Annotated in this window: 19 protein-coding genes; 17 read left to right on the forward strand and 2 right to left on the reverse strand. The window is 66.1% G+C overall.

Features of this window, described 5'->3' with window-relative positions:
* Position 1 precedes the first annotated feature (1 nt).
* Positions 2-157 carry an entericidin A/B family lipoprotein gene (locus tag AAHB08_RS09340; RefSeq protein WP_342058770.1) on the forward strand — a complete coding sequence of 52 codons (156 nt, stop codon included), beginning with the start codon at positions 2-4 and terminating at the stop codon, positions 155-157.
* Between the two features lie 13 nt (positions 158-170).
* On the opposite strand, the gene AAHB08_RS09345 is transcribed toward AAHB08_RS09340, so the two are convergent.
* Positions 171-959: a DeoR/GlpR family DNA-binding transcription regulator gene (locus tag AAHB08_RS09345; RefSeq protein ID WP_202047020.1), complete on the reverse strand. Its 789-nt coding sequence runs from the start codon at positions 957-959 to the stop codon at positions 171-173.
* A 257-nt stretch (positions 960-1,216) separates the two neighbouring features.
* Here AAHB08_RS09345 and ltnD point away from each other — a divergent pair, with 257 nt between their 5' ends.
* The 10 genes from ltnD (at position 1,217) to AAHB08_RS09395 (ending at position 13,189) form a co-directional block, all read left to right on the forward strand.
* Entirely contained in the window at positions 1,217-2,125 is a 909-nt protein-coding gene (gene ltnD, locus AAHB08_RS09350) for an L-threonate dehydrogenase (RefSeq protein ID WP_342058771.1), read from the forward strand.
* Positions 2,122-3,372, forward strand: coding sequence for a 3-oxo-tetronate kinase (otnK, locus tag AAHB08_RS09355; protein WP_342058772.1), 1,251 nt, complete (start codon positions 2,122-2,124; stop codon positions 3,370-3,372). The genes ltnD and otnK overlap by 4 nt, the downstream gene beginning before the upstream one ends.
* Positions 3,365-3,997: a 3-oxo-tetronate 4-phosphate decarboxylase gene (gene otnC / locus AAHB08_RS09360; RefSeq protein ID WP_342058773.1), complete on the forward strand. Its 633-nt coding sequence runs from the start codon at positions 3,365-3,367 to the stop codon at positions 3,995-3,997. The genes otnK and otnC overlap by 8 nt, the downstream gene beginning before the upstream one ends.
* Positions 3,994-4,767, forward strand: a complete 774-nt coding sequence (gene otnI, locus AAHB08_RS09365) for a 2-oxo-tetronate isomerase (protein WP_342058774.1) — start codon at positions 3,994-3,996, stop codon at positions 4,765-4,767. The genes otnC and otnI overlap by 4 nt, the downstream gene beginning before the upstream one ends.
* 11 nt (positions 4,768-4,778) lie before the next feature.
* Complete coding sequence (gene denD / locus AAHB08_RS09370) at positions 4,779-5,753, forward strand: D-erythronate dehydrogenase (RefSeq protein ID WP_342058775.1); 975 nt, start codon at positions 4,779-4,781, stop codon at positions 5,751-5,753.
* Complete coding sequence (locus tag AAHB08_RS09375) at positions 5,750-7,255, forward strand: GntP family permease (RefSeq protein WP_139434178.1); 1,506 nt, start codon at positions 5,750-5,752, stop codon at positions 7,253-7,255. Before denD ends, AAHB08_RS09375 begins: the two co-directional genes overlap by 4 nt.
* A gap of 86 nt (positions 7,256-7,341) precedes the next feature.
* The gene (locus AAHB08_RS09380; RefSeq protein ID WP_265436606.1) at positions 7,342-8,232 is read left to right on the forward strand and encodes a DMT family transporter; all 891 of its coding nucleotides are present in this window, start codon (positions 7,342-7,344) and stop codon (positions 8,230-8,232) included.
* A gap of 59 nt (positions 8,233-8,291) precedes the next feature.
* On the forward strand, positions 8,292-10,223 hold the full coding sequence (locus AAHB08_RS09385) for a methyl-accepting chemotaxis protein (RefSeq protein WP_342058776.1): 1,932 nt from the start codon (positions 8,292-8,294) through the stop codon (positions 10,221-10,223).
* A gap of 619 nt (positions 10,224-10,842) precedes the next feature.
* Positions 10,843-12,243 carry an OprD family outer membrane porin gene (locus AAHB08_RS09390; protein WP_139439698.1) on the forward strand — a complete coding sequence of 467 codons (1,401 nt, stop codon included), beginning with the start codon at positions 10,843-10,845 and terminating at the stop codon, positions 12,241-12,243.
* A 115-nt stretch (positions 12,244-12,358) separates the two neighbouring features.
* Complete coding sequence (locus tag AAHB08_RS09395) at positions 12,359-13,189, forward strand: SDR family oxidoreductase (protein ID WP_342058777.1); 831 nt, start codon at positions 12,359-12,361, stop codon at positions 13,187-13,189.
* A 25-nt stretch (positions 13,190-13,214) separates the two neighbouring features.
* On the opposite strand, the gene AAHB08_RS09400 is transcribed toward AAHB08_RS09395, so the two are convergent.
* Positions 13,215-13,547 (reverse strand): DUF1904 family protein, encoded by a 333-nt coding sequence (locus AAHB08_RS09400; RefSeq protein ID WP_342058778.1) that lies wholly within the window; start codon positions 13,545-13,547, stop codon positions 13,215-13,217.
* 70 nt (positions 13,548-13,617) lie between these two features.
* On the opposite strand from AAHB08_RS09400, the gene AAHB08_RS09405 reads away from it, so the two are divergent.
* From AAHB08_RS09405 to AAHB08_RS09430, 6 genes are all read left to right on the forward strand, one after another.
* Positions 13,618-14,499, forward strand: coding sequence for a TraB/GumN family protein (locus AAHB08_RS09405; protein WP_342058779.1), 882 nt, complete (start codon positions 13,618-13,620; stop codon positions 14,497-14,499).
* 167 nt (positions 14,500-14,666) lie between these two features.
* On the forward strand, positions 14,667-14,816 hold the full coding sequence (locus AAHB08_RS09410; protein WP_081805766.1) for a DUF3149 domain-containing protein: 150 nt from the start codon (positions 14,667-14,669) through the stop codon (positions 14,814-14,816).
* 106 nt (positions 14,817-14,922) lie between these two features.
* A complete protein-coding gene (gene smrA, locus AAHB08_RS09415) occupies positions 14,923-15,504 on the forward strand; it encodes a DNA endonuclease SmrA (protein ID WP_319913096.1) in 582 nt (193 codons plus the stop codon).
* Positions 15,505-15,610: 106 nt separating this feature from the next.
* Positions 15,611-17,089, forward strand: a complete 1,479-nt coding sequence (locus AAHB08_RS09420) for a carboxypeptidase M32 (protein ID WP_342058780.1) — start codon at positions 15,611-15,613, stop codon at positions 17,087-17,089.
* Between the two features lie 139 nt (positions 17,090-17,228).
* Complete coding sequence (locus AAHB08_RS09425; protein ID WP_342058781.1) at positions 17,229-18,749, forward strand: AlkA N-terminal domain-containing protein; 1,521 nt, start codon at positions 17,229-17,231, stop codon at positions 18,747-18,749.
* Positions 18,746-19,222: a methylated-DNA--[protein]-cysteine S-methyltransferase gene (locus AAHB08_RS09430; protein ID WP_342058782.1), complete on the forward strand. Its 477-nt coding sequence runs from the start codon at positions 18,746-18,748 to the stop codon at positions 19,220-19,222. Before AAHB08_RS09425 ends, AAHB08_RS09430 begins: the two co-directional genes overlap by 4 nt.
* The last annotated feature ends 296 nt before the right edge of the window (positions 19,223-19,518 follow it).

The following is a 19,518-nucleotide window of genomic DNA, read 5'->3' on the forward strand; positions in this document are numbered from 1 at the left end:
CATGAACAAGAATCGAACCCTGCTGGTGCTCTGTGCCAGCCTCTGGTTGCTGGGCTGCAACACCATTCACGGGGTGGGACGGGACATAGAGAAGGCGGGCGAGGTGATCCAGGGCTCCGCCAACCTGACAAGCGAGCCTCAGGCCGGCGAAGAGTGACAGGCTGACACAGTCACTCGACGCCGGAGGCCAGGCTGGCGAGCGGCGCCATGGTCACCCTGACCCCGTGCTGCGCCAGCGCCTCCCGGGCGCTCTGGGGCAGTTGCTCGTCGGTGATCACCTGATCGATCGCATCCCAGCCCACCACGTTGAAGGTGCCTACCTTGCCATATTTGGACGAGTCGCAGATGAGGATGCGGGTCGCCGCCGACTCCACCACGGCCCGCTTCACCGGCACCTTCTGCTCGCTCGGGGTGGAGATCCCCTGCCCGTCCCAGGAGGAGGAGGAGAGGAAGGCGACGTCCAGATGGAGGTTGCGCAGGAAGTGGGCGGTGGCCTCACCGGCGCAGGACTGGTTCTCGCGAATGACCTGACCCCCGGTGTGATAGAGGCGGCAGCGACCGTGCTCGATGAGGTAGGCGCACACCATGAAGTCGTTGGTCACTATCATCAGATCTTCCCGCAGCGCCAGCTCCCTGGCCAGCTCCAGGGAGGTGGTGCCGGCATCCAGATAGACTGTGCTCCCCTCGCTCACCTGGGCGGCGGCGAGCCGGGCGATGGCCAGCTTGGCCCCCTGCATCAGGCTGCGCTTGGTAGCGTGAGAGGGCTCGCTCTTGATCCGCTGGGAGAGGCTGACCCCGCCCGAGACGGAGAGCACCCGCCCCTGCTCCTCCAGCTTCTGGATGTCGCGCCTGATGGTCATGTGGGAGACCTGCAACCAGTCGGTCAGCTCCACTATGCTGACCACGCCGCGCTCTGCCAGCAGCTGCAGGATACGTTGCTGTCGCTCTACGGGAATCATCTTGCCTCGCACCTCGGGGAAGGGAAGGCGCCATTCTACCCCAGCGACCTGGGAAAAAATGATAATTAACCTGAGACGGGCTCACAAATCACATTTTCTCACACAAGTGGCGCCATTTATTGACTCGAAAGAATCTCACCCCCCCATCAATAACAAAAATTAACACACAATAAGTTATTTTTTGTGACACCTGCCTGATATTTCATCGCCGCAAGCCTCTACTATCGGCTCATCAGTCGTAATCGAGGAATCACGAGATGAGCACTCCCTATCATGTTGCGGTCATCGGCCTGGGCGCCATGGGTATGGGCGCCGCCCGCTCCTGCCTGCGGGCCGGGCTCACCACCTATGGCATAGACCTCAGCAAGCAGGCCCGCAGCCAGTTGCAGCAGGCCGGTGCCGCCGCCGTCATGGCCGATGCCAGACCCCTGGCCGAGACGCTCGATGCGGTGTTGTTGCTGGTGGTCAACGCCACCCAGGTGCGCCGCATCCTGCTCGGCGAAGAGGGGCTGGCCCGCCACCTCAAACCGGGCACCGCCATCATGGTCTCTTCCACCATAGCGGCCGAGGAGGCGAGCGCCCTGGCCGCCGAGCTGGCGCAGCTGGGGCTTCCGATGCTGGATGCGCCTGTCTCCGGTGGCGCCATCAAGGCCGATGCCGGCGAGATGACGGTGATGGCCGCAGGCTCAGAGGCCGCCTTCGACAAGCTGGCCCCGGTGCTGGATGCGGTGGCCGGCAAGCTCTACCGGGTCGGCAGCGAGCCGGGCCAGGGCAGCACGGTCAAGATCATCCACCAGCTGCTGGCCGGGGTGCACATCGCGGTGGCCGCCGAGGCCATGGCCCTGGCCAGCCGGGCCGGCGTCTCCCTGGATCTCATGTATGACGTGGTCACCCATGCCGCCGGCAACTCCTGGATGTTTGAAAACCGCATGCCCAGGGTGCTGGCCGGTGACTACCAGGCCCGCTCCGCGGTGGACATCTTCGTCAAGGACCTCACCCTGGTGGCGGACACCGCCAAGGCGCTGCGCTTCCCGCTGCCGCTCGCGAGCACGGCGCTGAACATGTTCCTCGGCGCCAGCAACGCAGGGCACGGCCAGGAAGATGACAGCGCCGTCATCAAGACGTTCTCCGGCATCACACTGCCGGGCCAGGAGGATCAGCCATGAAACTCGGTGTCATCGCAGACGACTTCACCGGCGCCACCGACATCGCCGGCTTCCTGGTGGAGAACGGCCTCTCCACCATCCAGTTTGCCGGCATCCCGACAGCGGCGGATCTGACCGGGGTCGATGCCGTGGTGATCAGCCTAAAGAGCCGCTCCTGCCCCGCCGATGAGGCGGTGCGCGACTCCCTGGCGGCCCTCGACTGGCTCAAGGCCCGCGGCTGCCCGCGCATCTACCAGAAATACTGCTCCACCTTCGACAGCACGGCGGCGGGCAATATAGGCCCGGTCACCGACGCCCTGCTGGCGGCGCTTGGCCAGGACTTCACCCTGATCTGCCCGGCCCTGCCGGTGAACGGTCGCACCGTCTATCAGGGCAACCTCTTCGTCGGCGCCCAGCCGCTGGCCGAGTCCGGCATGCGCCACCACCCCATCACCCCCATGACCGACAGCAATCTGCTGCGGCTGATGGAGGGGCAGGCCCAGGGCCGCGCCGGTCTGGTGCCGTTCGCCACCATAGCTCAAGGCCCCGATGCCATTGCCAAGGCCTTTGAGCAGCTGGCAGAGGGGGGCGTGCGCTACGCCGTGGTCGACACCCTGACCGAGCAGCACCTGCTGGACATCGCCACCGCCGCCCTCCACATGCCCCTGGTGACCGGCGGATCCGGCCTCGCCATCGGCCTGGCCCGCCAGCTTGGCAGCGGCGATCTGCAGGGTGCCCGCGAGGCAGGCTGGCCCAGAGGCACCCGCGCCGCTGTGCTGTCGGGCTCCTGCTCCGAGATGACCAACCGCCAGGTGGCCCGCTATCGCCAGCACGCCCCCGCCCTGGCGCTGGACGTGGTGCGCTGCCTCGAAGAGGCCGACTACCCGGCCGAGCTGGCGCGCTGGGTGCTGGACCAGCCCCGGACCCCGGCGCCGCTGGTCTACGCCACCACCAGCCCGGTTGAGCTGGCCCGCATTCAGGAGACCCACGGCCAGCAGGCGGCCAGCGATGCGGTGGAGCACTGCTTTGCCCGCCTCGCCCAACTGCTGCAAGGCGCCGGGGTGGACCGCTTCATCATCGCCGGTGGCGAGACCTCGAGCCGGGTCACCCAGGCCCTCGGCGTCAAGGCGTTCCACATAGGCCCGCAGATCGCCCCCGGTGTGCCCTGGGTGCGGGCCATCGACGCCCCCCTGTCGCTGGCACTCAAGTCCGGCAACTTCGGGAGCGACGACTTCTTCGACAAGGCTCAGGAGTACTTCCATGACTGAACAGGCACTGCGCGACACCATGGTGATGCTGGGGGCCTCCCTCTTCCAGCGCGGCTATGCCACCGGGGGCGCCGGCAACCTCTCCGCCCTGCTGCCGGACGGTACCCTGATCGCCACCCCCACCGGCTCCTGCCTGGGACGTCTGAGCGCCGACAGGCTCTCCCACGTCAACCTGCAGGGGGAGCACCTGGGGGGTGATCGCCCCTCCAAGGAGGTGGCCTTCCACCTCGCCATCTACCACAACAATCCGCACTGCCGGGCCGTGGTGCACCTGCACTGCACCCACCTGACCGCCCTCTCCTGTTTGGAGGGGCTGGATCCGGCCAACGTCATCCGCCCCTTCACCCCCTACTACGTGATGCGGGTCGGCCAGTTGCCGCTCATCCCCTACTACAAACCGGGGGATGCCCGCATCGCCGAGGAGCTGGGGCGCCGCGCCCCCGAGGACAACGCCTTCCTGCTTGCCAACCACGGCCCCGTGGTGACGGGCAAGGATCTGGTGGATGCGGTCAACAACATGGAAGAGCTGGAGGAGACGGCGCGCCTGGCACTGATGCTTCATGGCCACTCCATCCGCTACCTGAGCGAACCCGAAATTGATGAATTGAGGAGGATGAAACCATGAGCAAGTTTGCAGCCAATCTCACCATGCTGTTTACCGAGGTGCCGTTCCTGGAGCGCTTCGCCGCCGCCCGCGACGCAGGCTTCGAGGCGGTGGAGTTCCTCTTCCCCTACCAGTGGCCGGCCGCCGAGCTGGGCCGCCGCTTGCGCGAGCAGGGGCTCTCCCAGGCCCTGTTCAACATGCCGCCGGGCAACTGGGGCGCGGGGGAGCGCGGCATGGCCGCCATCCCGGGGCGGGAAGCGGAGTTTCGCGCCCACCTGCCAACCGTACGTGACTACGCCCTGGCGCTCGGCTGCACCAAGGTGCACGCCATGAGCGGCATAGTCGACCCGGCACACAGCCTCTCGGCCCACCGCCAGACCCTGATCGACAACATCCGCTTCGCCGCCGACTTCCTGGCCGCAGACGGCATCAGGGTGCTGCTCGAGCCTCTCAACGATCGGGACGTGCCCGGCTACTTCCTGGCCCACCAGCTCGACGCCCTGGCCCTGGTGCAGGAGATAGACAGACCCAACGTGGGGGTGCAGCTCGACCTCTACCACGCCCAGATCATGGACGGGGATCTCACCCGTCTCATCGGCAAGCTGGGCCCGGCCATCGGCCATGTCCAGATCGCCTCGGTGCCGGATCGCCACGAGCCGGACGAGGGGGAGATCGCCTACCCCCACCTGTTCAAGGCGCTGGCGCAGGCGGGCTACCACGACTGGATTGGCTGCGAGTACAACCCCAGAGCCGGCACCCGGGAAGGGCTGGGCTGGCTGACACAACAATAACGACCCTGAACATGAACGAGTCTGAGGATAACAAGATGCAGATCATCATCACCGGCGGCGGTGGCTTCCTGGGCCAGAAACTGGCCCGGGCCCTGCTGCAAGGCCCCCACCCCTTCACCGAGCTGCTGCTGGTAGACATCCAGCAGCCGCAATCCCCCCTGCCGGACCCCAGGGTTCGCTGCCTGCGGGCCGACCTCACCGAACCCGGTGTCGCCGAGTCCCTCATCAGCGAGCGGACCGCCGTGGTCTACCACCTGGCGGCCATCGTCAGCAGCCACGCGGAGCAGGACTTCGATCTGGGCTGGAAGGTCAACCTGGACACCACCCGCACCCTGCTGGAGGCCTGCCGCCATGCCCGGCCGGGCATCCGCTTCGTCTTCACCAGTTCGCTCGCCGTCTATGGCGGCCCGCTGCCGGCGCTGGTGAATGACGGCACGGCGCTCACCCCCACCTCCTCCTACGGTGCCCAGAAGGCCATGGGGGAGCTGCTGGTCAACGACTACAGCCGCAAGGGCTATGTGGATGGTCTGGTGCTGCGCCTGCCCACCATCTGCGTGCGGCCGGGCAAGCCGAACCGCGCCGCCTCGTCGTTCGTCAGCAGCATCATCCGCGAGCCGCTGCAAGGGGAGAGCGCCCTCTGCCCGGTGAGCCCGGATCTGCGCCTCTGGCTCTCCAGCCCCGCCACCGTGGTCGCGAACTTCCTGCTGGCGGCCAGGCTCCCCGCCACAGGTGACGCCCGCAGCATCAACCTGCCCGGCATCAGCGTGACCGTCGGCGAGATGCTGGAGGCCCTCGCCCTGGCCGGTGGCCAGGCGGCCCGGGATCGAGTGCAGTTTGCCGCCGATCCGGCCGTCGAGCGCATAGTCGCGAGCTGGCCGGGACGCATCGACAACCAGCGGGCCAGCGCCCTTGGCTTCGCGGCAGACAGGACGTTTGCCGACATTATCGACAGTTTCATCACCCATGACATGCAGGAGGCATCATGAGCGACATCCCAACCCCCATCATAGGTCTCATCATCGCGGTCTTCGTGCTGGTGTTCCTGGTCATCCGTACCCGGGTGCACGCCCTGATCGCCATGCTGGCGGCGGCCTGCATCGCCGGCATCACCGGCGGCATGAGCATCGACAAGACCCTCACCGTGATCACCCAGGGCTTTGGCTCCACCCTCGGCAGCATCGGCATCGTCATTGGCCTCGGGGTCATGATGGGTCGCCTGCTTGAGGTCTCCGGCGCCGCCGAGCAGATCGCCTACAGCTTCATCAAGTGGCTCGGCAAGCGCCGGGAAGAGTGGGCCCTGGCCATCACCGGCTACATCGTCAGCATCCCCATCTTCGTGGACTCCGCCTTCGTCATCCTCTATCCGGTGGCCAAGGCGCTGGCGAAAAGCGGCAAGCGCTCCATCCTGACCCTGGGGGTCGCCCTGGCGGGGGGCCTGGTGGTGACCCACCATACCGTACCGCCGACCCCGGGCCCGCTCGGCGTTGCCGGCCTGTTTGGGGTGGACATCGGCGCCATGCTGCTGACCGGCATGGCCCTGGCCATCCCCTGCGTGCTCGGCATCGTCTTCTATGCCCAGTGGCTCGACAAGAAGTACCCCGAGTTCGGTGAGAAAGCCGCCCAGACCCCGGACGAGCTGCAAGCCACCTACGAGCAGTACCTCAAGGAGAAGGAGGGCAAGACCCTGCCGAGCCTGACCCTGTCGCTGCTGCCGATCCTGGTGCCCATAGTGCTCATCTTCGTCAAGGCCATCTTCACCACCCTGGCCACCCTGGAGGGGATGGACGGCCTGATGGCGAATCCCCTGGTGCAGGGCATCAACTTCATCGGCACCCCCATCATAGCGCTCGCCATCAGCGTGCTGCTGGCGGTCTATACGCTAGTGCCGCACATGGACAGACACGCCACCGCCGCCCGTCTCGAAGAGGGGCTGCAATCCGCCGGCATCATACTGCTGGTGACCGGTGCCGGCGGAGCCCTCGGGGCCGTGCTGCGCGACAGCGGCGCGGGTCAGCAGCTCGCCGAGCAGATAGCCCAGCTGCCCATCTCCCCCATACTGATCCCCTTCATAGTGGCGACCCTGGTGCGCCTCATCCAGGGGTCAGGCACCGTGGCCATGGTGACGGCGGCCTCCATCTCCGCCCCCATACTGGCGCAGATCCCCGGGGTCAACATGCTGCTGGCCGCCCAGGCCGCCACCATGGGGTCGCTCTTCTTCGGCTACTTCAACGACAGCCTGTTCTGGGTGGTCAACCGCATGATGGGGATCTCCGACGTGAAGCAGCAGATGATCGTCTGGTCCATCCCGACCACCATCGCCTGGGCCATCGGCGGCACCGGCGTCGCCTTGCTGAACCTGATGTTCGGCTCCGGCGGCACCTGGTTCGACCCCGTGCTGCCGCTGCTGGTGCTGGCACTCATCGTCTGGTACGTCAAGGGGCAGTCCCTGACCCCAGCGGCCGGCGCCGTCCCGAGCCGGGAGTCCTGACCCGCGCCGTCCAGGCAACGCTGTGTGACGAGGGCCAGTCTGCTAGACTGGCCCTCTTTTTTCTTCATCTTGCAAAGGAGTGTTGGATGTCTGCTTCTTCCTGGTGGGACAAGTCCACCGGTTTTGCGCTGCTCACCATCTTGCTGTGGGCCTCCCTCGCGGCGCTCACCTCCCGGATCACCAGCGTGTCTCCCCTGGTGCTGGTGGGGCTGGTGCTCTTCTTCTGCGGCGCGGGCACCCTGCCGTTCTGGCGCCAATGGCGCGCCAGCCGTCTCACCTGGCTGGTGACCATCACGGCCCTGCTGCTCTATCACCTGCTGCTGTTCATGAGCTTTCGCCACGCCCCCGTGCTGGAGGCGAACCTCATCAACTACCTCTGGCCCCTGTGCATCATCCTGTTCACCCCCCTGCTGTTGCCGGGCCATCCCCTGAGCCTGCACCATCTGCTGGCCGGGGCCCTGGGTCTGGCGGGCTCGGTGCTGGTGATGGTCGATGGCAAGCTGCAACTGCAACAGGCCCATCTGCCGGGCTACCTGCTGGCCCTCGGCGCCGCCATCGTCTGGGGCGCCTATTCGGTGCTCTCCCGCCGTCTGCCCCCCGCCCCCGCCGTGGTCACGGCGGCCGCCTGCCTGCCCGCGGGGCTCCTGGCCCTGCTGCTGGCATGGATGCTGGAGGGGCCGCTGCCCCTCGCCCGCATCCCCCAGGGGGACTGGCTGCTCATCGCCGGGCTCGCTCTCGGTCCCATGGGGGCGGCCTTCGTCACCTGGTATCTGGCGCTGCGAGACGGGGATCCCCGCCGCATCGGCGCGCTCGCCTACCTCACCCCCTTGCTGAGTACCCTGCTGCTGGTCTGGCTCAACGGTGAGCAGCTCACCCCGCGCCACCTGCTGGCGGGGACCCTCATCATGGGCGGTGCCCTGCTCGGCTTGCTGGTAAAGGCCCCCGGGAGCCGCAAAGCGACACAACCGCTGTCATAAAAACGCCATCTCCCCTGCTTAAGCTCACGCCCATTGCGTGCTTCTAGCAGGACTCAGATGTGAAAATTGCCCATTATGCCTCCCTCTCCTCCCTCGTACTGCTGCTGGTGGCCGGCGTTCAGGCCACCGCCCTCTATCACGGCTGGCAGCAGTTCAATCGGGCCGAACAGGCCCAGCGTCAGCAGGAGCGCCTGCAACAACAACTGAGCGGTCCCCTGCAGGGGGCCCTTCGCGACTACCTCGGCAGCGGCGATCCCCTGCGCCTGGCCGAGGCCCAGGGGGTGCGCCAGCAGGCGCTCGCGCTGCTGGCGCAGCTGGACGGGCAGCAAGCCGACCCGCTGCGCGCCCGGCTCGAGCAGATGGGGGCACGCATCGAGGGGGACTATCTGGCGGCGGGCAAGCTCTCCGGCAACAGCCAGTGGCTGCTGCAAAATGCCGAGAACGAGCTGAGCACCCAGGCCCGGGCGCTGCTGCGTTACGGCCAGCAGGGGGCAAACCGGGATCCGGCCAGCGCCGAGGCCTATCGCCAGGGGGCCGCCGACATACTGGCGACCCTGCCCGCCCTCGCCCACCAGCGCCAGAACTACATGGAGCAGGCGAGCGCCAAGCGCCTCGAAGGATTGCAGTTCGAACTCGCCGCCCTGCAAAAGCAGGCGGATTCCCTGGCGGCCCTGCCGAGCCTGAACCTCTTCGAGGAGACCGCCGCCGACGAGTTCACCCTGGGAGAGCCGGTGCGCAAGGAGCTCGGGGAGCTACCCAAAGCCGAGCTGGTCTCCCTGCTCAAGCGCTACCCCATGGAGCTCGAGAACAGCAGCAAGGCACTGCAACAGCAGCAGCTGGCGCGCCAGATGGTGCAGCAGGACATCACCCAATTGCTGCAGGCCGGCGAGCAGCTGGGTGAGCGGCTCGCCGCCGCCCGCCAGACCATGAACCGAGAGCTCGCCACCGTGCTCGGCTCCCTGGCGCTCTGCCTGGTGGTGGTCGCCCTGCTGTTCGCCCTGGTGCAGCGCCGCTGGCTGGTCAGGCCCCTGCTGCGACTGCGGGCAGCCTTCCTGCAGCTCGATGCCACGGGTCAGGCGCAGTTGCTGGCAACGGGGCGCGAGCGCAACGAGCTGGCCGACATAGTCGCGAGCTACAACCGCCTGATCCAGCGCCTGCAACAGGATCAGCAACAGAAGGCGGGCCAGCTCTCCAGCGTCTCCTCCAGCCTGCAGGAGATGGTGGAGCAGGTGCAGGAGATCCATCACAGCACCCGCACCACGGAGCAGGCGGTGGATGAGAGCGATACCATGATGCAGGAGCTCAATCAGCTCGCCAGCGAGGTGCACCAGGTCGCCGCCGAGATAGCGGAGCACGCCCAGCACAACGAGCACTCCATGAGCCAGAGCGAGCAACTGGTGGGGGGCATGCTGGCGGCCACCGCCCAGACCGGGCTTGCCATCGACGAGAGCAGCGGCGCCCTGGCCCAGCTGACCCGCTCGGTGGAGGATGTGACCGCCATCGTCGACGTCATCGGCCACATCTCCCAGCAGACCAACCTGCTGGCCCTCAACGCCGCCATCGAGGCGGCCCGCGCCGGCGAGCAGGGGCGCGGCTTCGCGGTGGTGGCCGACGAGGTGCGCCACCTCTCCGCCGACACCCAGCGCTCCCTCGGCCAGATCACCGAGATCCTGGCGAGCCTCACCCAGGCGGGGGATCAGCTCGCCACCGTGCTGACCCGCATCACGACGGAGGCGGCCGGGCAGCGCCAGCAGGCCGAACAGTTGCGCCAGACCACCCAGACGGTGCGGGAGATGGCGCGCAGCACCGCCGTCATCGCCCTGCAGGGGGCCGACAACGCCAGAAGCCAGGAGCACAGACTGGCCAGCTTCGCCGCCCTCATCGGCCGCATCAGCCAGCACGCCCGCCAGGGCAGCCGTCTCTCGGTGCAGGTGTCGGAGCATATCCACCACCAGGCCCAGCAGATCCCCCGGATCCTGAGCCAGGCCTGAGTCAGCCGCCCCTCGGCAGGCCCGGCGTCCCTGTGTGCGCCGGGCCTGCGCCCTCATCTGCCCTCATTCAAGTCCGCCCCCGCGCGCCCTGCCGGATGCAGTGACCCCTGCCGGGGAGTCGGCTCGACGCCACCCGGTCAGGGGCGCCGACCCGGCAGGGCGGACATCTTTTTTTGTGACACAAAATTATATGTTGCCGTCAGGTTAACAAAGAAAGTTCTGCTTCCACGTCAAGATCCCCCCAGGTAAACGGAAAAAACCACCTGAAAGCGTTCTCATTGCCGACATGAGTGGGCTGGGAGTGCCCACACCAAGAATCATGATTATTTGCACTCGGTCATATTTTTGAAACTTCAAGGGAACTTCCGGTTGATATTTCGCACCGCGAACGTACTCTTGGTGGTGTCCGATCGCCAAGGGTCGGTACATAAAAAACAATGACTGTAAATATACAGATGACCCCTAGCCGATGCGCCAAGGCATTCGGGAACCAGGGGACGACACAGACAAGAATTTTTTGCCCTACGGGGTGTTGATTGCAATGCCAATGCCGAGCGGCGGGCCTCTGCCCGACTGCCGGAAAAAAAAGCTAAGTCCATAAAATCAGGAGCAATAACAAATGGAAAAAGTGATCTTCAAGCGCGCCTCTTTGAGTGCCGCCGTGGTTGCGGCGCTGCTCGCCCCCGGCATGGCATCCGCGGCTCAAGACATGATGAGCCCGGAATATGGCAAGTCCTACGAAGCCTTCATCGACGAAGGCAAGCTGACAGGCGGCCTGTTCTACTTCCAGCGCGAGCGTGATCGCGTCCAGGCCGGTCCGGGTCAGGATGGCAAATACCACTCCAACCTGAGCCATGCCACCACCCAGGCAGCCCTGAACTACAACTCCGGTTATGCCTGGGGCATGGTCGGGCTGGATGTCGGCGGCTTTGGCGCCTATGACCTGGCCGTTGACGAGAGCAACGGGGTCAACGAAGAGAACGAATTCTCCTTCTGGGGCGACCAGTGGGGTTCAGGTGGTGACGGTGTTCCCGAGAATGGCTTCAGCCTCTCCACCGCCGCCCTGAAACTCAAGTTCGGTGACGCTGTCACCGCCAAGGGTGGTTACACCCAGCTCTATGTACCCGGCATCCTCGGCGTCAACTGGTCCTATCAACCCGGTACCTACCGCGGTGGCCAGATCGAAGGCAACTTCGGCGGCCTCTACCTGACCTACGCCATCGCCGATGAGTACAAGGCGCCCTGGTTCAAGAACACCGCCGGCTTCTCCAAGAGCAGCCCCTATGCCAGCGATCCCTTCACCGATGCGAACAAGATCGACTACATCCACGGTCTGGCAGCCCGTTACACCTTTGAAGACGGCACTGCCATCACGGGTGGCTTTGGTCAGTCCGAAGGCTACATGGACAGCTACCACTTCAAGCTGGCTCACAAGTTTGACGTGCTGGGTGGCCTGAACACCAGCTACCAGTTCTACGGTTCCGACACCGAGAACGAAGACTATGACGGTCTGGCATGGCAACAAGCCCTGACCGCAAGCTGGGCAGCCGGTCCCTACTCCTTCCGCCTGGAAGGTCTGTACACCAAGGCCGAAGGGGATCTGGGCAACTACCTGCCCCGTCTGACCCGTGGCTACGGCAACTCCCAGGGTGCGAACGAGATCTGGTGGGATTCCCGCTCAGACTGGAACCACAACGAAGAGAAGGCCGTCTTCTTCGGTACCACTCGTACCCTGGATGATCTGGTCGGTGCTCCGGGCTGGGCCGCCGGTGTCTCCGGTGCCTACGGTTGGGATGCCAACAATGGCGACGGCACCCTGGAGCCGGGCAAAGAGTGGGCCGTCAACTTCGACGTCATGTACACGGTGCAGGATGGCAAGCTGAAGGGCACTCTGTTCAAGCTGCACTACACCGATTACAACAACGAGCAGGACGACAAGGGCAGCTGGTACTACCCGAACATGTTCAGCTCCGAGCATGACGTCAAGTTCCACATCATCATGCCGTTCACCATCATGTAATCAGGCATCTGTTCTGATCGAAAACCGGGCCACGTGGCCCGGTTTTGTTTTTGGTGGCGCTCGGGCTACCATGCCATCTTCGGCCCTGTGCTGGCCGCCAATCAGGATGATCTTCATGCCCCACCCCTTCGTGCTTATCACCGGCTGCTCCAGCGGCATCGGCCTCGCCGCCGCCAACGCGCTCGGCACCCACGGCTTCACCGTGATCGCCTCCGCCCGCAAGGCCGGGGATGTCGCCCAGCTGCAACAGCAGGGTCTGCTGGCGGTGCAACTGGATCTGGCGGACACCGCCAGCATAGAGCGGGGGGCGGCAGAGGCGCTGGCCCTGGCCGGGGGACGCCTGTACGGGCTGTTCAACAACGGCGCCTACGGCCAGCCCGGCGCGCTGGAAGACTTGCCGACGGAAGCGCTCAAGGCGCAGTTCAACACCAATCTGTTTGGCTGGCACCATCTCATTCGTCAGGTGCTGCCGGCCATGCTGGCCGTGGGCGAGGGTCGCATCGTGCAGAACAGCTCGGTGCTTGGCCTGGTGGCCATGAAGTATCGCGGCGCCTACAACGCCAGTAAGTTCGCGCTGGAAGGCTACACAGACACCCTGCGCCTCGAGCTCGAGGGCAGCGGCGTGCACATCAGCCTGATCGAGCCCGGCCCCATCGACACCCGGTTTCGTGCCAATGCCCGCGACGCCTTCGTGCGCCACATAGATCCGGCCCAGAGCCGCCATCAGGGCGCCTATCGCCAGACCCTGACCCGGCTGGAGAAAGAGGGTGCCACCAGCGGCTTCACGCTGCCGAGCGAGGCCTGCATACCGCCGCTGCTGCACGCGCTGCAGAGCAAACGCCCCAGGCATCGATACCCTGTCACCCTACCCACCAGGCTGTTCAGCATATTGCGTCGCCTGTTGCCGAGCCGCTGGCTTGACCGGATCCTCGGCAAGTCGGCCTGATCCCCGCCCGAGTGCCAGCATCTGATCAGTAGTGCTGGCCATTGCTGTAGTAGGCGCTCTTGACGATGGGCAGCACCTGCACCACCACATAGGTCTGCTCCCCCAGCACCGCCTTGAGATGGCGGGTGATGAGGGCGGCGGCGGCATCCTGTATCTCCTGCGGGCGCTCGAACCAGACCAGCTCCACGAAGGGGAAACCGGCCTCGGGCTGGCCGTCTCGCACCCACTGGCTCGGCACGCACTCCAGGGTGACGAACTCCGGCTTGCCGCCGGTCAGGGCGCAGAGATCCGCCAGCAGGGGCGTGCTTATCTGCTGCAGGGTGTCGACAGAAACTGCCCGAAAACGAAGGTGGGGCATGGGAAACCTCTTGGCTGTGACAAATGAGGACTTATCATAGAGCACTGATCCCGCTCACATAAGGTGCCTCATGAGATTCCATCGCACGCTGCTCTCCTTACTGCTTTGGCTGCTGCTGCCGCTGAACGCCATGGCCGATCCGGCCTTCTATCGCATCAGCAAGGGCAGCGAACAGCACTGGCTGCTGGGGTCCATCCACGCGGGCAAACCCTCCCTCTATCCCCTGCCGGATCCCGTCGAGCGCGCCTGGCAACAGAGCCGCGCCCTGGTGATGGAGGTGGACATGACCCACATCAGCCAGGCGCAGTGGCAGGAGATGGGGGCCATCACCCGGCTCGTCGACGGCAAGATCCTCAAGGATCACCTGCCCATCGACCTCTACCGTCGCACCCTGATCGCCGCGGGCCAGAACGGTCTGAACGAGAGCATGCTGGCGCCGCTGCGCCCCTGGTTTGCGGCCATCACCCTGACCCAGGCGGCCCTGGAGCGTACCGGCTATCGTGGTGAATTCGGGGTGGATCAGCACTTCGCCAGGCGGGCAAACGACGGCGGCAAACCCATAGTCGGGCTGGAGACCCTGCTGGAGCAGCTCGGCTATCTCGCGAGCGTCGGTGACAACCAGACCCTCATGCTGGAGAGCACCCTGGATGAGTTGCCCGAGCTCAAGACCGGTTTCGATGCGGTGATGAAGGCATGGCAGGAGGGCGATCAGGCCACCCTGATCAACCTGCTCAAGGAGGAGATGGCGCCGCCCAAGCTGCAAGCCTGGCTGGAGCAGACCCTGCTGGCGGAGCGCAACCGCAACTGGGTCAAGAAGTGGCCCGACCTGCCCAACGAGAGCTTTATCGTGGTAGGGGCCCTGCACCTTTACGGCGAGCAGGGCCTGCTCGCCCTGCTGGAGCAGCAGGGCTGGCGCATCACGCCGCTCACCGAACCCGCAGCGGCAAACTGAGTCCGCCAGACCGGCCCCCTGCCGCCAGGCGGGGCGCCAGGTGCGAGGCCGCTCACAGAATGGGTTGCCGATTAAATAACCACAGAGGGACTTGATCGAGATCATCTCACCCCACCCAAAGAGGTATCTATCATGCCTGTCATCGCGCAATGACAGGAGTGGACGAGATGGAATTCTGGATGAACCTGATGTTCGGCAACAGCGTGGGGCTGATGTCCATGCTGGTGATTATCGGCACCTTCCTGCTGATCAGCGCCTATGCGGTCTATTTCATCTACAAGGTGATGCACGCCGAGCCGCCGAAAGAGGGTCAATAACCCGGCGCGGCACCGGGTGCGGGCCCCTGAGCCCGCCCCGCCCGCCATTCTAAGCACGGGTCAGGCCCGCTATAATGCCCCCTCATTCTCATGCGGGGAGCCTGCCGTGTCTCATAACGACGAACTCTCACTGTTCCTGCAGGAAGTGGCCGACGTGCGGCCGCTGCGCAGCGACCACATAGCCCCCAGCGCGGGCAACAGCCTGCCGACCGAGGCGCAACTCGCGCGCCGGGAAGCCGCCACCGCCGAACAGCTCAATCTGGATCAGCTCGGCATGGAGGCGGTCGAGATGCTGGATCCCCACGACATCGTCGGCTTCAAGCGCGACGGCGTGCAGGAGGGGGTCTACAAGAAGCTGCGGCTCGGCAAGTACGAGCTGCAAGGCTCCCTCGATCTGCACCACAAGACCATCAAGGAGGCGCGAACCGCCCTGGTGCAGTTCATCCAGGAGTGCGAGGTGCGGGACATCCGCTGCCTGCTGATCCTGCACGGCAAGGGGGAGCGCAGCACCCCGCGCGCCCTGCTCAAGAGCCATGTCAGCGCCTGGCTGCCACAGCTGCCTGCGGTGATGGCCATGCACAGCGCCGAGCGTCGCCACGGCGGCAGCGGCGCGCTCTATGTGCTGCTGCGAAAGAGCGAGCGCAAGAAGGCCGAGAACCGCGAACGTCACCAGAAGCGCCTCGGCTGACCGCCTGAGGGTGGCCCCCGCCCGCGGCTCAGTGCTAGCATCGGGCAGCCCCGATCATGCCAGGTACGGGGTGCATACCATCAGGGACGATAACAAGGACAATCCCATGTCATACCAGAAACTCGAACAACATCAGCAACAACTGCACCGCCTCTCCCACCTGTCCGCCATCTGCGGCTGGGATCAGGCCGCCATGATGCCGGAGGGGGGCAACGAGGCCCGCGCGGAGGCGATGGCGGAGCTCGGCGTGCTGATCCACCACAAGCGCACCGCCCCCGAGCTCGGCGACTGGATTGCCAGGGCCGAAAGCGAGCCGCTGGACGCAACCCAGCGCGCGAACCTCGCGGAGATCAAGCGCCACTGGCAGGATGCGAGCCTGCTGCCAAGCGAGCTGGTGGAGGCGCTCTCCCTGGCCGGCAGCAAGTGCGAGCATGCCTGGCGCCGCCAGCGCAAGGAGAACGACTGGGCGGGCTTTGCCCCTAACCTGAAGGAGGTGGTGCACCTGTCGCGGGAGGTGGCGACCTTGCGCGCCGAGGCGCTCGGGGTGCGCCCCTATGACGCCATGCTGGCGCTGTACGAGCCCGGCATGACGAGCGCGCGGCTGGACCAGATCTTCGGCGATCTGACGAGCTGGCTGCCCGGCCTCATCCAGACCGTGAGCGAGCGGCAGAAGCGCGACGCCATCCTCACCCCGAACGGCCCGTTCCCGGTTGCGACGCAGCAGGCGCTCGGTCAGGAGGTGATGGGGCTGCTCGGCTTTGATTTTGCGCACGGCCGACTCGACGTGAGCAGCCACCCGTTCTGCGGCGGCGTGCCGACGGATGTGCGCATCACCACGCGCTACAACGAGGACGAATTCGTCTCCAGCCTGATGGGCATAGTCCACGAGACGGGGCACGCGCGCTACGAGCAGGGCTTGCCGCGCCATCTGATCGGCCAGCCGGTCGCCGAGGCGCGCTCCATGGGCATTCACGAGAGCCAGAGCCTGTTCTGCGAGATGCAGCTCGGTCATCACCCCGCGTTCCTCGCACTGCTGGCGCCGCGCATCCGCGCGCACTTCGGCGAGCAGGCCGCGCTCGCACCGGCAAACCTCGAGAAGCTGTACAACAGGGTCGAGCCCGGCTTCATCCGCGTCGATGCGGACGAGGTGACGTATCCGGCGCACGTGATACTGCGCTACGAGCTGGAGCGCGATCTCATCGAGGGGCGCATCGAGGTCGCGGACATCCCGACGCTGTGGGATGCGAAGATGCAGCAGTGGCTCGGCTTGTCCACCAAGGGCAACTACCAGAATGGCTGCATGCAGGACATTCACTGGACGGACGGGTCGTTTGGCTACTTCCCGAGCTACACGCTCGGCGCCATGTATGCGGCGCAGCAGCGCTTCGCACTCGAGAGAGATCTCGGTGACATGGGCGAGCTGATCGCGGCGGGCCGGCTGCCGGAGATCTTTGGCTGGCTCGGTCGCCACATCTGGTCCCAGGGCAGCCTGCACGGCACGGACGAGCTCATTCGTCGCGCGACCGGCGAGGCACTGAATCCGCAGTGGCTGCGCAAGCACCTCGAACAGCGCTATCTGAAATAACCGCCCCCGGGCGCGCCCCTCGTCGCGCCCGCTTTCCCCCTGCCCCACTATTTTTGCTATCCCTGTCCGTTTTTGGCTAGTCACCCCTCTCGCCCCCGCTTAGTCTCTGGGACATGCCCACAGAAATCCGAGTCATGCCATGAACACAGCGCCCCCAGTCCCAACGCCCCAGGACGAGATCATCCCCGGCCTCACGCGCGAACAGTGCCACGCCGCGCGGCTCGCGCGAGACGCGCGTTTCGACGGCCGCTTCTTCACCGGCGTGCTGTCCACCGGCATCTATTGCCGCCCCATCTGTCCTGCGCGGGCGCCGCACGAGCACAACGTGCAGTATTTTCGCTTCGCGGCAGCGGCGGAGCAGCACGGGCTGCGCCCCTGCCTGCGCTGTCGCCCGGAGCTCGCACCGGCGCAGAGCGGGGATCTGCCGCCCCTGGTCGCCCAGGTGCTGGCGCGCATCGAGCGCGGCGAGCTCGCGGAGCACAGCCTGGGCGCGCTCGCGGCGCAGGCCGGGATCACTGAGCGCACGCTGCGGCGCCAGTTCGAGCAACACCTCGGCGCCTCGCCGAAACAGGTGGAGCAGACGCGCCGCCTGCTGCTCGCGAAGCGGCTGCTGACGGAGACGCAACTGCCCATCACGGACGTGGCGTTCGCGTCTGGCTTTGCGAGCATTCGCCGCTTCAACGACGCCTGGCACCAGGCGTACGGGCTGACGCCGGGTGCCCTGCGCAAGCGGGAGGGCGGTGCGTCGGCGCAGACGCCGCAGGCGAGCCTGCAGTTGCAACTGATGTACCGCCCGCCGTTCGATGCCCAGGCCATGCTCGCGTTCTACCGGCTGCGCGCCATTCCCGGGCTGGAGCGGGTGGATGAGCACGGCTACGAGCGCCGCCACCGGGTCGGCGAGCAGGAGGGGCTGGTTCGCATCGAGCCCCTCGAGGGGGAGAGGCTCAGGCTGACGGTGCAGGATCTGCCGCCGAGTGCGCTGCCGGACATACTGTATCGCGTACGCCGCATGTGGGATCTGGACGCGGACATGGTGCGCATCGGCGAGCTGCTCGGGCAGGATCCGCTGCTGGCGCGGATACAGGGGCATTGGCCCGGGGTGCGACTGCCAGGGGGCTGGGACGAATACGAGGTGATGCTGCGCGCCATCGTCGGCCAGCAGGTGTCGGTCAAGGGCGCCATCACCATCATGGGGCGCCTGGTGGCACGCACCGAGGCGCAGTTCGGGGTGGCGCAGCTGCCCACCCCGGCCCAGCTGTGCGCGCTGGATCTGGACAGCATCGGCATGCCGGGCAGCCGTATCCGCACGCTGCAGGGGCTGGCCGCGGCGCTCGCGAGCGGCGCGCTCGCCCTTGGCAGCGCGAGTGATGCGCAACTGCTCGCGCTGCCGGGCATAGGGCCCTGGACTGTCGCCTACTGGCGGCTGCGCTGCGGGCTGGACACAAATGCCTTCCCCGCCTCGGATCTCGTGCTGCAAAAGGCGCTGGGGGGCGGCACCAAGCTGCCGGTCAAAGAGGTTGAAGCGCGCAGCGCCCCCTGGCAGCCGTGGCGCGCCTATGCCGCGAGCTGGCTGTGGCACGCCATGAGCGAGCAGCCCGCGCTGCTGACAGAACCGGTACGGGCGCACCCGGACAACGAACCCAAGGAGACAACCCCATGATCCGCTACGACATTATGCCCACCCGCTGCGGCGATCTGCTGGTCGCCATCGATGAGCAGGGGCTGGTACACGTGGACTTCGTGGCAGGGCTGCGGCCGCTGCCCGACATGAGCGACTGGCGGCAGGACGGCGAGGCGCTCGCCCCCTTCCTCGCCGAGTTTCGAGACTACTTCGCGGGCCGGTTGCAGCGCTTCACCCTGCCGCTCGCGGCGCGGGGCACGGCGTTTCAGCAAGCGGTGTGGCAGGCGCTGTGCGACATCCCCTATGGGGAGACCCGCAGCTACGGCGACATCGCCCGCGCCATCGGCAAGCCGAGCGCGAGCCGCGCCGTCGGGGCCGCGAACGGTCGCAATCCGCTGTCGATCATAGTGCCCTGCCATCGCGTCATCGGCCAAAGCGGCAGCCTGACCGGCTATGCGGGCGGCCTGCCCATCAAGCAGGCGCTGCTGCGCCTCGAGGGGATCCCGCGCTGACCCACGGCTCTGTGTCTCCACAACCAGGGGCCGTCCGGCCCCTGGCCATTCATCCCAGCCTGCACAGCCAGACAGCACCTCGCCTGGCACCAACCAGGCAAGAGATTGAAAAAAAACGGTTATACCGATGACTCCGAGAAGGTGAAAGCGGGGACGCCGCCCCCGGGTTGAATACTTGCCGGTCATGGGCCTCAAAGCACGGCGCCGACGGGAGTTTGGGCGAATACTTCGAATACCGGGATGACGCTGCGCGTTGGCAGCTTGCTGACTATCGAGATCACGGCGTGTTTCCTGGC

Origin of the sequence: Aeromonas sp. OTU364 (assembly GCF_038440395.1) — a bacterium.
Lineage (GTDB): Bacteria > Pseudomonadota > Gammaproteobacteria > Enterobacterales > Aeromonadaceae > Aeromonas.

Bases quoted from the DNA above. Each gene is read 5' to 3' on its own strand.
- AAHB08_RS09340 (WP_342058770.1), top strand. From the start codon at position 2: ATGAACAAGAATCGAACCCTGCTGGTGCTCTGTGCCAGCCTCTGGTTG.
- AAHB08_RS09345 (WP_202047020.1), bottom strand. From the start codon at position 959: ATGATTCCCGTAGAGCGACAGCAACGTATCCTGCAGCTGCTGGCAGAG.
- ltnD (WP_342058771.1), top strand. From the start codon at position 1,217: ATGAGCACTCCCTATCATGTTGCGGTCATCGGCCTGGGCGCCATGGGT.
- otnK (WP_342058772.1), top strand. From the start codon at position 2,122: ATGAAACTCGGTGTCATCGCAGACGACTTCACCGGCGCCACCGACATC.
- otnC (WP_342058773.1), top strand. From the start codon at position 3,365: ATGACTGAACAGGCACTGCGCGACACCATGGTGATGCTGGGGGCCTCC.
- otnI (WP_342058774.1), top strand. From the start codon at position 3,994: ATGAGCAAGTTTGCAGCCAATCTCACCATGCTGTTTACCGAGGTGCCG.
- denD (WP_342058775.1), top strand. From the start codon at position 4,779: ATGAACGAGTCTGAGGATAACAAGATGCAGATCATCATCACCGGCGGC.
- AAHB08_RS09375 (WP_139434178.1), top strand. From the start codon at position 5,750: ATGAGCGACATCCCAACCCCCATCATAGGTCTCATCATCGCGGTCTTC.
- AAHB08_RS09380 (WP_265436606.1), top strand. From the start codon at position 7,342: ATGTCTGCTTCTTCCTGGTGGGACAAGTCCACCGGTTTTGCGCTGCTC.
- AAHB08_RS09390 (WP_139439698.1), top strand. From the start codon at position 10,843: ATGGAAAAAGTGATCTTCAAGCGCGCCTCTTTGAGTGCCGCCGTGGTT.
- AAHB08_RS09395 (WP_342058777.1), top strand. From the start codon at position 12,359: ATGCCCCACCCCTTCGTGCTTATCACCGGCTGCTCCAGCGGCATCGGC.
- AAHB08_RS09400 (WP_342058778.1), bottom strand. From the start codon at position 13,547: ATGCCCCACCTTCGTTTTCGGGCAGTTTCTGTCGACACCCTGCAGCAG.
- AAHB08_RS09405 (WP_342058779.1), top strand. From the start codon at position 13,618: ATGAGATTCCATCGCACGCTGCTCTCCTTACTGCTTTGGCTGCTGCTG.
- AAHB08_RS09410 (WP_081805766.1), top strand. From the start codon at position 14,667: ATGGAATTCTGGATGAACCTGATGTTCGGCAACAGCGTGGGGCTGATG.
- AAHB08_RS09420 (WP_342058780.1), top strand. From the start codon at position 15,611: ATGTCATACCAGAAACTCGAACAACATCAGCAACAACTGCACCGCCTC.
- AAHB08_RS09425 (WP_342058781.1), top strand. From the start codon at position 17,229: ATGAACACAGCGCCCCCAGTCCCAACGCCCCAGGACGAGATCATCCCC.
- AAHB08_RS09430 (WP_342058782.1), top strand. From the start codon at position 18,746: ATGATCCGCTACGACATTATGCCCACCCGCTGCGGCGATCTGCTGGTC.